The sequence below is a fragment of the Promicromonospora sp. NPDC019610 genome (genome assembly GCF_044389365.1).
Taxonomy (GTDB): domain Bacteria; phylum Actinomycetota; class Actinomycetes; order Actinomycetales; family Cellulomonadaceae; genus Promicromonospora.
Genome location: NZ_JBIRXX010000002.1, coordinates 1,271,179 through 1,282,962, shown reverse-complemented (window position 1 = coordinate 1,282,962; position 11,784 = coordinate 1,271,179). Strand labels below are relative to the sequence as shown.

10 protein-coding genes are annotated in these 11,784 nt (G+C 72.9%); 4 read left to right on the top strand and 6 right to left on the bottom strand.

Going from position 1 to position 11,784, the window contains the following annotated elements:
• Positions 1–20 precede the first annotated feature (20 nt).
• From ACH45N_RS17350 to ACH45N_RS17340, 3 genes are all read right to left on the bottom strand, one after another.
• The gene (locus ACH45N_RS17350) at positions 21–686 is read right to left on the bottom strand and encodes a PIG-L deacetylase family protein (RefSeq protein ID WP_397396052.1); all 666 of its coding nucleotides are present in this window, start codon (positions 684–686) and stop codon (positions 21–23) included.
• A gap of 27 nt (positions 687–713) precedes the next feature.
• On the bottom strand, positions 714–995 hold the full coding sequence (locus ACH45N_RS17345) for a dsRBD fold-containing protein (protein WP_397396050.1): 282 nt from the start codon (positions 993–995) through the stop codon (positions 714–716).
• Between the two features lie 157 nt (positions 996–1,152).
• The gene (locus ACH45N_RS17340) at positions 1,153–2,166 is read right to left on the bottom strand and encodes a zinc-dependent alcohol dehydrogenase (RefSeq protein ID WP_397396048.1); all 1,014 of its coding nucleotides are present in this window, start codon (positions 2,164–2,166) and stop codon (positions 1,153–1,155) included.
• 197 nt (positions 2,167–2,363) lie between these two features.
• Between ACH45N_RS17340 and ACH45N_RS17335 the strand changes: the two genes are divergently transcribed.
• A complete protein-coding gene (locus tag ACH45N_RS17335; RefSeq protein WP_397396046.1) occupies positions 2,364–5,162 on the top strand; it encodes a cation-translocating P-type ATPase in 2,799 nt (932 codons plus the stop codon).
• Between the two features lie 44 nt (positions 5,163–5,206).
• On the opposite strand, the gene ACH45N_RS17330 is transcribed toward ACH45N_RS17335, so the two are convergent.
• On the bottom strand, positions 5,207–5,467 hold the full coding sequence (locus ACH45N_RS17330) for a metal-sensitive transcriptional regulator (RefSeq protein WP_397396044.1): 261 nt from the start codon (positions 5,465–5,467) through the stop codon (positions 5,207–5,209).
• Positions 5,468–5,478: 11 nt separating this feature from the next.
• Positions 5,479–5,643, bottom strand: a complete 165-nt coding sequence (locus tag ACH45N_RS17325) for a hypothetical protein (protein WP_397396042.1) — start codon at positions 5,641–5,643, stop codon at positions 5,479–5,481.
• A 77-nt stretch (positions 5,644–5,720) separates the two neighbouring features.
• Here ACH45N_RS17325 and ACH45N_RS17320 point away from each other — a divergent pair, with 77 nt between their 5' ends.
• Positions 5,721–7,508, top strand: coding sequence for an FAD-dependent oxidoreductase (locus ACH45N_RS17320; protein ID WP_397396040.1), 1,788 nt, complete (start codon positions 5,721–5,723; stop codon positions 7,506–7,508).
• Here ACH45N_RS17320 and ACH45N_RS17315 read toward each other — a convergent pair.
• Entirely contained in the window at positions 7,489–8,433 is a 945-nt protein-coding gene (locus tag ACH45N_RS17315) for an Acg family FMN-binding oxidoreductase (protein ID WP_397396037.1), read from the bottom strand. The genes ACH45N_RS17320 and ACH45N_RS17315 overlap by 20 nt on opposite strands.
• A 189-nt stretch (positions 8,434–8,622) precedes the next feature.
• Here ACH45N_RS17315 and pflB point away from each other — a divergent pair, with 189 nt between their 5' ends.
• The gene (gene pflB / locus ACH45N_RS17310) at positions 8,623–10,905 is read left to right on the top strand and encodes a formate C-acetyltransferase (protein ID WP_397396035.1); all 2,283 of its coding nucleotides are present in this window, start codon (positions 8,623–8,625) and stop codon (positions 10,903–10,905) included.
• Positions 10,905–11,744, top strand: coding sequence for a pyruvate formate-lyase-activating protein (gene pflA, locus ACH45N_RS17305; RefSeq protein ID WP_397396033.1), 840 nt, complete (start codon positions 10,905–10,907; stop codon positions 11,742–11,744). Before pflB ends, pflA begins: the two co-directional genes overlap by 1 nt.
• The last annotated feature ends 40 nt before the right edge of the window (positions 11,745–11,784 follow it).

The window sequence follows — 11,784 nt, the reverse complement described above, 5'->3', positions numbered from 1 at the left end:
GACGCCGGAGCGCGGTGACGTCAGAGCACGGTCAGGTAGTCGCGCGGCTCGTCGGTCCCCGTCCGGGCGGCGCACGGATCGTCCGCCCGGGGCGCGTCGAGGCAGGCGATCGCGGCACGCTGCTTGGCACGGTCACAGTCCACGGCGAGGACGTTCGCCGGCGGGTCGTCCGTGCCCCAGGTGCGGGGCACCCAGGAGTACAGCGGGCAGCGCAGCCGGGCCGCCACGCGGCGGGCCGCCCGCATCGCGCGCACCAGGTCCGGGTGGCTGTCGGGGGCGCTCGCGTCGATCGTCAGCACCCCGTCGACGGGGCCGGCGACCGACCGCAGCTCGGCCGCGAGCACCTCCGGCGGGTTCCACTGGAGCTGCGCCGCGCGGTGCTCGAGCAGCGTGGCCTCCCGGGCGCCGAGCAGGCCGGCGGCGCGCAGCAGCTCGGCCGCCCGGACGGGACGGCGCCCGCCCTCCGCGGCGGCACACTGGTCGTGGGTCAGGCAGATCACCTGCACGGCCGTGCCGGCGTCGGCGAACGCGGCGATGACGCCGCCGAGCGTCACCGTGGCGTCGAACGGGTGCGCGCACACCACCAGCAGCCGCCGGGTCTCCGGCAGAGGTGAGCGCTCCCCGGCCGGTTCGGCAGCGGTCTGCGCGACGTGCGGCGTGATGTCGACGACGACCTCGGGTCCCATGGCTGTCCTCCTCGGTTCGGTCCGGGCCTACCGCTGCAGGTGCACCGGGCGGTGCTCGATCTCGGCGATGTCGTCCGACGTGGCCCGCAGGAGCCGGTCGGCCAGCTCCCGCAGTGCGCGGGCGGCGGCGAGCTCCTCGCCGATCTCGGGGACGGCGGCGTCCTCGGGGTTGCGCCGGGCGCGCCCGTAACCCTCCAGCGAGGTCCCGGCCGACGTCGTCAGCACGGCGTGCGCCCCGGTCAGGCGGCCGTCGCGCACGAGGTCGTCGGCGTCGAACAGGTGGATGACGACGTTCCAGGTGTGGGTCATGGCTCTGCTCCCGTCGGTCGGCGACGCCGGCCCGTGCCCTTGCCGCCGGCGGCCGCCTCAGCCTCTCGCCCTCAGCCTCTCGCCGCGCCGGGCCGTCCGGCCAGGGACCAACGACCCTCCGCGCCGGGACGGAAGCCCGGTGGCTTGGGTCGGACCCTCAGCCGAGCCCGAAGACGATGCGGGCCGGCACCCGGCCGGCGAGCACGTCGTCGATCGACTCGTTGACGTCGTCCAGCTTGCGCTCCAGGGAGACCACCTCGGTGCGCCCCGCGGCGTGCAGCGCGAACACGTCGGCCAGGTCGTTGCGCGTACCCACGATGGACCCGATGACGGAGATGCCCTTGAGCACCGTGTCGAAGATCGGCACCTGCATCGTGCCGCCCGCCGGCAGCGCCACGCAGACCAGGCGGCCGCCCCGGCGCAGCGAGCGGAAGGCCTGGTCGAACGACGCCGACGACGCCGCCAGCGCCACCGACACGTCCGCCCCGCCGAGCCGCTGGATCGCCTCGGCCGGATCCTCGCGGGCCGCGTTGACCACGTGGTCCGCGCCGAGGCTCCGCGCCAGGTCGAGCTTGTGGTCCTCGACGTCGACGGCGATCGTGAACGCGCCCGCGATCTGCGCGTACTGCAGCGCGAGGTGACCGAGCCCGCCGATGCCGAAGACGGCGACGGACTCCGCCGGCGCCACCCGGGCGACCCGGATCGCCTTGTACGTGGTGACGCCCGCGCAGGTCAGGGGAGCGGCGTCCAGAGAGGTGACCTCGTCGGGCACCGGCGTCGCGAACGCGGCCGGTACCACGGCGTACTCGGCGAACGCGCCGTCCACGGAGTAGCCGGAGTTCGTCTGCTCCTCGCACAGCGTCTCCCAGCCGGAGATGCAGTACCGGCACCGGCCGCACGCGCCGCCGAGCCAGGCGATCGCCACCCGCTGCCCGACGTCCCTGCTGGTCACGGCCGACCCCAGCCGCTCGATCCGGCCCACGCCCTCGTGGCCAGGCACGAACGGCGGCGTCGGCCGGACGGGCCAGTCGCCGTGCGCGGCGTGGATGTCGGTGTGGCACAGCCCGCTGGTCTCGATCCGGACCAGCACGTCCTCCGGGCCGGGCTCCGGGACGGGTACGTCCATGACCTGCAACGGGGTGGTGAACGAGGTGACGACAGCGGCTCTCATGATGACTCCTGGTGACTCCGTCCGGAGACGTGACGAGTTGACGGTCCCTCCAGACCACTTCCTGCGGCCAGGGCGGAGCAGAGGCAAAAGTCCTGCGGCACGTCGGCGAAGGTCCCGTCGGCATCACCCCACGGTGCGCCGGTGGACGGGCCTTTCGGCCCTGTGTCACCACGCCGCCCCTGACTACGTTCGGTGGCATGGCCGTGGCCGACGACGTCGTGCCGAGCGATCCCCGTGAGCCGCTCGTCCCGCTGATGCGTCACCTCCGCACCCGGCCCGAGGGGCTGACGGGACGCGAGGCGGCGCGCCGGCTGCTGGTCTACGGACCCAACGAGCTGGAACGCCGGCGGAGCCGGGACTGGCCCGGACAGCTCCTGCGCCAGCTCACCCACCCCCTGGCGCTGCTGCTCTGGCTCGCCGCCATCCTCGCCTTCGTGTCGGGCACCACCGTGCTCGGCGTCGCGATCATCGCGGTGATCGTGCTGAACGCCGCGCTCGCGTTCGTCCAGGAGCAGCAGGCCGAGCGGGCCGTGGAGGCGCTCGCGGCCTACCTGCCGGCCACCGCGACCGCGCTGCGGGACGGCACCCGGGCCGAGGTGCCGGCGCGGGACCTCGTACCGGGCGACGTGCTCCTGGTCGAGGAGGGCGATCGCGTGTCTGCGGATGCGCGGCTGATCGACGGCGGGGTGGAGGTGGACCTGTCCACGCTGACCGGCGAGTCGATGCCGGCCTACCGGTCGGCCGAGCTGACCGACCTGAGCGGGCCCCTGCTGCAGGCGCGCGACCTGGTGTTCAGCGGGACGAGCTGCACCGAGGGCGAGGCCCGGGCGGTGGTGTTCGCGACCGGGATGCACACCGAGCTGGGGCGCATCGCCGCGCTGTCCCAGCGGGTCGAGCCGGAGGAGAGCCCGCTGGAGCGGCAGGTGAAGCGGGTCGCGTGGCTCATCGCGGTGGTGGCGGTCGGCGCGGGCGCCGTGTTCCTGCCCCTGGGCACGCTGGTCGCCGGCCTACCGCTGTCCGAGGCGTTCAGCTTCGCGATCGGGCTGCTGGTCGCGAACGTGCCGGAGGGGCTGCTGCCCACGATCACCCTGGCGCTGGCCGTCGGGGTGCGGGTGCTCGCCCGCGGCGGGGCGGTGGTGAAGCGGCTGTCGGCGGTCGAGACGCTCGGTTCGACGACGGTGATCTGCACCGACAAGACCGGCACGCTGACCCGCAACCAGATGGCGGTCACGAGCATCTGGACCCCCGCGGGACCGGTCCCGCTCGACGGCGTCCCGGGGCGGGCGTCGGTGCCCGTGCCGGCGGCCCTGGCCCGGGCGATGGCGGCGTGCTCGAACGCCGCGCTCGACGAGGTCCGGCCCGACGTGGGCGCGGGCGACCCGACCGAGGTGGCGCTGCTGCGCGCGGCGCGCGGGCTCGGCGCCGACGTGTCGGTTCCGAGGCGCACCGCTCACCGGGTGCGCCAGTTCCACTTCGACCCCGGTCTGCGGATGATGTCCACGGTCGACCGGGCCGGCGACCACGTCGTCGTCCACGCGAAGGGGGCGCCGGAGGAGGTGCTGGCGCGGTCGGCCGGCATCGTCGGGCCCGGGGGAGCGGAGCGGGCGCTGACCGCGGAGGACCGCCGCGCCCTGGCGGACGTCGTCGCCGGGTACGCGCAGCAGGGGCTGCGGCTGCTCGCCGTCGCGTACCGCGTGCTGCCCGACGGCGCGCCGCCGCCCGAGCGGCGCGAGGACGCCGAGCGCGACCTCGTCCTGCTGGGGGTGGCGGCCATGGCCGACCCGCCGCGGCCCGAGGTGGCCGGGGCCGTCGCCCGCTGCCACACCGCCGGGATCCGGCTGATCGTGGTGACCGGCGACCACGCGCTCACCGCGGCGGAGATCGCGCGGCAGGTCGGCATCGCGCGGCAGGACACCACCGTGCTGACCGGGGCCGACCTGGAGGAGATGAGCGAGAGCCGGCTGGACGCCCTGCTCGCCACGGGCAACGAGCTGGTCTTCGCCCGCAGCTCCCCGGAGATCAAGCTGCGCATCGCCGACGCCCTGCGTGCGCAGGGCAACGTGGTGGCGATGACGGGCGACGGCGTGAACGACGCGCCCGCGCTGCGCCGCGCCGACATCGGCGTCGCGATGGGGGTGACGGGCACCGACGTGGCCCGTGAGGCCGCCACGATGGTGCTCACCGACGACAACTTCGCGACGATCGTGACCGCCGTCGAGGCCGGCCGCCGGGTCTACGACAACGTGCGCAAGTTCATCGTCTACATCTTCGCGCACGCCACGCCGGAGGTGATCCCGTTCCTGTTGTTCGCGCTGTCCGGGGGCGCGATCCCGCTGCCGCTGACCGTGCTGCAGATCCTGGCCATCGACCTCGGCACGGAGACCCTGCCCGCGCTGGCGCTGGGCCGCGAGCGGGCCGAGCCGGGCCTGATGGACCGGCCGCCGCGCACGCGCGGGGAGAACATCATCACCGCCCCCATGCTCGCACGCGCATGGGGGCTGCTCGGCGGCGTCTCCGCGGCACTGGTCCTGACCGGGTTCTTCGTGACGCTCGTGGCCGGCGGGTGGAGCCCGGGCGCCCCGGTCGACCCGGGCACGCCCCTGCACCACGTGTGGCAGCAGGCGACCACCATGACGTTCGCCGGGATCGTCGCCTGCCAGATCGGGACCGGGCTGGCCTCCCGCACGCAGTTCGCGTCGCTGCGGTCGATCGGCCTGCTCAGCAACCGGCTGCTGCTGTGGGGCATCGCGGCCGAGGTGGTCTTCGCCGCCGCGCTCGTGACGGTCCCGGCCCTGCAGCGCGTGTTCGGCACGGCGGTGCCGCCCGCCCAGAGCCTCGCGCTCCTGGTGCCGTTCCCGTTCGTGGTGTGGGGCGCCGACGAGGCGTGGCGGGCGTGGCGGCGCCGGCGGGCGCGGCGTGTGCCGACGCGTGTCGGGCCGCACGACGCGATGGACACGCCAGGACGGCCGCAGAGCCCGTTGCCCTCGGGCTCCTGAGCCGTGACGGCCCGCGCCGTGCCGGACCGACCTGGGCGTCCTCCTCAGGCGAAGGACAGGAAGAGCTTTTCCAGCTTTTCCATGTCGCCGTCCCCGTTCTCCCCGTCGGCCAGGCATTGCTTCAGGCCCGTGGAGATCACGGCGAAGCCGGCCCGGTCGAGGGCCTTGGAGACTGCGGAGAGCTGGGTCACCACGTCGACGCAGTCGGCGCCCTCGTCGACCATGCGCACCACCGCGGCGAGCTGGCCCTGGGCGCGCTTGAGCCGGTTGGCGACCTTCTTCATCTCGGTCGGGTCGAGGTCCATGGCGAGCCCCCTCAGCGGCCGAACAGGCGGGTCAGGAACGAGCCCTTGGCCGGCTCCGCCGCGTGTCCCTCGCACCGGTCACGCCGGGGTACGCCGGCCATCACGTCGTCCACGTGCTGGCCGCAGCCGGCCCAGGTCGTCCTGCCGCAGGTCGTGCAGGTCACCGCTCGGCACATGTCGTTCTCCTTCTGTCGAGGTTTTGGTCGAGAATACCCCGGGGGGTATAGTCGCCGTCAAACCAGGGAGGAACTTCATGAAGATCGTCATCGTCGGGGGAGTCGCGGCCGGCATGTCGGCCGCGACCCGGCTGCGCCGCCTGGCCGAGAGCGCGGAGATCGTCGTGCTCGAGGCCGGTGATCATGTCTCGTACGCGAACTGCGGGCTCCCGTACTACGCGGGCGGCGTCATCGAGGAGCGGGACGCGCTCCTGCTGCAGACGCCGGCCTCGCTCGCCGCACGGTTCCGGATCGACGTGCGCGTGCGGCACCTGGTGACCGACGTCGACGCGCAGGCGCACACCCTCGTGGTGCGCGACCTCGAGACGGGGCAGGAGCACGTCGAGACGTATGACCGGCTCGTGCTGAGCCCGGGCGCCCGACCCGTGGTGCCGTCGGTGCCCGGCATCGAGCGCGCGCTGGTGCTGCGTGACGTCGCCGACGTCGACCGACTGGTCTCCGCGCTCGGAGCAGACACCACGGATGGCGACACCTCCGACGGCCGAGCCCGCAGCGCGGTCGTGATCGGCGGCGGGTTCGTCGGCCTGGAGATCGCCGAGAACCTCGTCCGGCGCGGCCTGGCAGTCACCCTCGTGGAGCTGGCCGACCAGGTGCTCACGCCCTTGGACACCGAGCTGGCCGTCCGGGTCCGTGACGAGCTGGAGGCGAACGGCGTGGCCGTACGCACCTCCACCCAGGTCTCTGCGTTGACCCCGGGCACGGCTGTCCTGGCCGACGCAGCGGGTACGGTCGTGGACGAGGTGCTTGCCGACGTGGTGCTCGCCGCCGTCGGCGTCCGCGCGGACACGGAGCTGGCCGTCCTGGCGGGCACGGAGCTGGGGCCGCGCGGCGGCATCCTGGTCGACGAGGACTTGCGCACCTCGGTGCCTGACGTGTTCGCGGTGGGCGACGCCGCGGTCAAGCGTGATGCCCTGGCCGCCGCCGACGACCCGGAGCCGTACAGGCTCATTCCGCTCGCCAACCTTGCCAACCGGCACGGGCGGCACGTCGCGGACGTGATCCTGGGCCGGACCGGCATGCGACCTTCGCTCGGCACGGCCGTCGTCGGTGTGTTCGGGCTGACCGCCGCGACCGTGGGGCGCAACGAGACGCAGCTGCGCGCCGAGGGCCGCCCCTACCAGGCGATCCATACGCACCCGAGCCAGCACGCCGGCTACTACCCGGGGTCGAGCCCGTTGGCCCTCAAGCTCCTCGTGGACCCGGACACCGACCTGATCCTCGGCGCCCAGGCAGTCGGCCGCGACGGCGTCGACAAGCGTATCGACGTGCTCGCCACCGCCATGGCCGGCGGCCTGACCGCCTCGGACCTGGCGGACCTGGAGCTGGCCTACGCACCGGCTTACGGCTCGGCCAAGGACCCGGTCAACATGCTGGGCTACGTCGCGGACAACCTGCGCACCGGCACGACGCGCAGCGTGCAGTGGCACGAGCTCGACGAGCTCGTCCACGACGGCGCGACGCTGGTCGACGTCCGCACCCCCGCCGAGCACGCGGACGGCGCCGTGGAGACGGTGCGCGACGGCGAGCTGTCCGCCGCGGTGAACATCCCCCTGGACGAGCTGCGGGCACGGGCCGGTGCCGAGATCCCGGCCGACCGCCCCGTCGTCGTGCACTGCCAGGTGGGCCAGCGCGGCCACACCGCAGCCCGCCTCCTGACCCAGCTGGGCTACGACGTCCGCAACCTCGACGGTGGCTACCTCACCTGGCGGGACGCCGAACGAGCCCGGAACAGTCAGGTGGACGCGGCGCAGCGTCGCACGATCATTCCCCGCTCGCCGGCCGGGCTCAGTCGTTCGACGGTGTGACGGGGCGCCGGGGTGTGTGTCCCGGCATCTTGCCGTAGCCGAGCCGCATGACCATCTGCGGTGCCGCGTCGAGGGTGAGCGCCCGACGCAGGTCGTGACGGGTCGTGGGGTTCTCCAGGACGGTGGTGGCGAAGGACGCACGCACGAAGTAGGTGGTGGCGACGAGCAGCACGTTCTCCAGGGCCTGCCCTGCGGCGATCCAGTCGCGCGCGGTGTCATCGGGCGTGGTCAGGACCGCCATCGTCGAGTGCTGCTCGAACGGCACGCTCCCCGCGCCCGCGAGGAACCGACGGACCGGCACCCGCTCGTCGGCGGGGCGCGGACCCAGCAGATCCTGAGGGATGCCGTCGTCGCGGTCCGGCGCGGTGGCGGTCCAGGCCAGCTCCTCCTCGCGCGCAACAGGGTCCTCTGCGGCGAGGGCCTCGGCCCGGCGCACGAGCCGGACCACCTCGTCCCGAGCCGGCTCGGAGTGCTGGATCACGCGTAGCTCGGCACCCTCCTCGTGCGCTGCCGCCTCGACGGCGTGCAGCACGTCGCTGAACAACGGCTGGTCCTCGAAGGGAGCCCGCGTTGTCCGGCGGCGCTCGATCGCCAGCGCGAGCTCACGCTCGTAGGCGTTCGGGTCGCGGCCGGGCCGCAGCTCGATCGTGGCGACGAGCAGCTTGTCGTCCGGGTCGGGCAGCACCGAGACGTCGGCGACCATCGACTCCCGACGTGCGGCCGTCCTTGTGGTGAACAGGAACGCTCCGCAGCTGATCAGCATCTCGCGGCCGCTCGGGTCGGAGTGCAGCAGCTGGCGCGCCGGGTCCGCGTGCAACGTCACGGTCCGGCCCGAGGTGTGCACCCGCCAGGGTTGGGTGTTGAGCACGCTCGGCGAGTGCACGGCCGCCTGGAGGATCCGCCGTACCCGAAGGTCGGTGTCCATGGTGGTGCTCCCTTCCCTTGTTCCAGTCTCAGCGCGAAGCCTTGACCGGTGCACCGGCCGAAGGTCCTGCGCACGTGGGGCCGACGGCCCTGCTGCCAGCACGACTGGTGCGGCAGGCTCAGGAGCAAGGAACCTCCATGGATGCCGCGAGCACGCCCGTCCGTCCCGGCCCGGGAACAGGAGCAGATCATGAGCACAGTCCGTGAAGCACCCGCCAGACCCGCCGCGCACTCCGGCTCGGGCGAGTCCGCATCATCAGGGTTCGTGCCCGGGCCCTGGCAGGACCACGTGGACGTGCGTGACTTCGTCCAGCGCAACTACACCCCGTACGAGGGCGACGCGGCCTTCCTCGCGGGGCCGACCGCCCGCACCAGGCAGGTGTGGCGCACGGTCAGCGAGCTGTTCCCGGAAGAACGGGCCAAGGGTGTGTACGACGTCGACCCGCACACTCCCGCGGGCATCACGGCCCACGCCCCCGGCTACATCGACAAGGATGCGGAGCTGGTCGTCGGCCTCCAGACCGACGCGCCGCTGCGGCGCGCGATCATGCCGAACGGTGGCTGGCGGCTGGTCGAGACCTCCCTGAAAACCTACGGCTACGACGTGGACGAGTCCGTCAAGGAGATCTTCACGAAGTACCGCAAGACGCACAACGAGGGGGTCTTCGACGCCTACTCGCCGGACGTCCGCGCCGCGCGCCGCAGCCACATCATCACCGGTCTGCCCGACGCCTACGGGCGTGGACGGATCATCGGCGACTACCGCCGGGTGGTCCTGTACGGCGTCGACCGGCTGATCGACGCCAAGCAGGCGGACAAGCGCGACCTGGACGCGCAGCCGTTCAGCGAGAAGGTCGTGCGCGAGCGGGAGGAGCACGCGGAGCAGATCCGCGCGCTGGGCGAGCTCAAGGACATGGCCGCGACCTACGGCTACGACATCTCCGGTCCGGCCACGACCGCCCGGGAAGCCGTACAGTGGCTCTACTTCGCCTACCTCGGTGCGGTCAAGGAACAGAACGGTGCGGCGATGTCGCTGGGCCGGACGTCGACCTTCCTCGACATCTATCTCCAGCGGGACCTCGACGCCGGGCTGATCACCGAGGAGCAGGCGCAGGAACTCGTGGACGACTTCGTCATCAAGCTCAGGATCGTCCGGTTCCTGCGGACGCCGGAGTACGACGCGCTGTTCTCGGGCGACCCGACCTGGGTCACGGAGACCGTGGGCGGCATGGGTGACGACGGGCGCACCCTCGTCACACGGACCTCGTTCCGGTACCTGCAGACCCTGTACGACCTCGGTCCGGCTCCCGAGCCGAACCTGACCGTGCTCTGGAGCCAGGCGCTGCCCCGCGGGTTCAAGGACTTCTGCGCGCAGGTCTCGATCGACACGAGCGCCCTGCAGTACGAGTCGGACCGGCAGATCCGCACCGCCTGGGGCGACGACGCCGCGATCGCGTGCTGCGTCTCCCCGATGGCGGTCGGCAAGCAGATGCAGTTCTTCGGCGCGCGCGTGAACCTCGCCAAGGCCCTCCTGTACGCCGTCAACGGCGGGCGGGACGAGGTCAGCGGCGAGCAGGTCATGCCCGCCTTCCCACCTGTGCCGGCGGGACAGCCGCTCGACTACGACGACGTGCTCGGCCGGCTCGACACGACCATGAGCTGGCTGGCGGCCACCTACGTCGAGGCGCTGAACGTCATCCACTACATGCACGACAAGTACGCCTACGAGCGGCTGGAGATGGCGCTGCACGACCGCACCGTGCTGCGGACGCTCGCCTGCGGCATCGCGGGGCTCGCGGTCACGGCCGACTCGCTCAGCGCCATCCGCTACGCGCAGGTCGTGCCCCTGTTCGACGAGCGCGGGGTCGTGGTCGACTACGACGTGCGCGGGTCGTACCCGGCGTACGGCAACGACGACGACCGCGCCGACACGATCGCGGTCGAGCTCGTCGAGTCGTTCATGGACAAGGTCCGGCGCCGTCCGACCTACCGTGACGCGGTGCCCACCCAGTCGGTCCTGACGATCACCTCCAACGTCGTCTACGGCAAGGCCACCGGTAACACGCCCGACGGGCGGCGGGCCGGCGAGCCGTTCTCGCCGGGCGCCAACCCGATGAACGGCCGCGACACGCACGGCATGCTCGCCTCGGCGCTCTCGGTGGCCAAGCTGCCGTACAGCCAGGCGCAGGACGGCATCTCCCTGACGAGCACCGTGGTGCCGTCCGGTCTCGGCCGGACGCGCGAGGAGCGGGTCGGGAACCTGGCCGGACTGCTGGACGCGACGGTGGGGCTCGACGGGTACCACATGAACGTCAACGTGCTGAACCGGGAGACCCTTGAGGACGCCATGGAACACCCCGAGAACTACCCGCAGCTGACGATCCGGGTGTCGGGGTACGCGGTCAACTTCGTCCGGCTCACGCGCGAGCAGCAGCTCGACGTGCTGAGCAGGACATTCCACGGGGGACTGTGATGACCACCGTCGGGTCGCCGAACCTCGTCCCGTCACAGCGGTCGCGGCGCCTGCTCGCCGCGGAGCGGTCGGGGGAGCTGGGCTCCGTGCACTCCTGGGAGCTGGTCACGGCCGTGGACGGGCCGGGCACCCGGCTCACCGTGTTCCTGGCCGGCTGCCCGCTGCGCTGCCTCTACTGCCACAACCCGGACATGCTCCAGCTGCGGGACGGGGCCCCGGTCACGGCCGCGGACCTGCTGCTGCGGGTGCGCCGCTACCGGCCGCTGTTCCGGGCGACCGGCGGTGGCTTGACCCTGTCCGGTGGCGAGGTGCTGCGCCAGCCCGCCTTCGCCGCGCGGGTGCTGCACGGAGCGAGGACGCTGGGCGTGCACACGGCACTGGACACCTCCGGAAACCTCGGTACGAACCTCACCGACACGATGCTCGCCGAGACCGACCTGGTCCTGCTCGATGTGAAGTCCGGCGACCCCGACACCTACCGGCGCGTCACGGGCGGCGAGCTGGCGCCCACCCTCGCGTTCGGACGACGCCTGGCCCGGGCCGGCCTGCCGGAAGGTGGCGGTCGCGCCCCGGAGGTCTGGATCCGGTTCGTGCTGGTCCCGGACCTGACCGACGACCCCGGCAACGTCGAGCGGGTCGCCTCCTACGTCGCGGACCTCGACAAGATCCGCCCCGGCACCGTGAGCCGGGTCGAGGTCCTGCCCTTCCACCAGATGGGGCGCTACAAGTGGGCCGCGCTCGGGCGACCCTACGAGCTCGAGACGACCCGGCCGCCTTCCGCCGAGCTGACCGAGCGGGTGCGCCGGCAGTTCCGGGTGCACGGTCTGACGACGTACTGACCGGGTCCCGGCCGGCCGAACTCAGCGAGCGATGAACCCC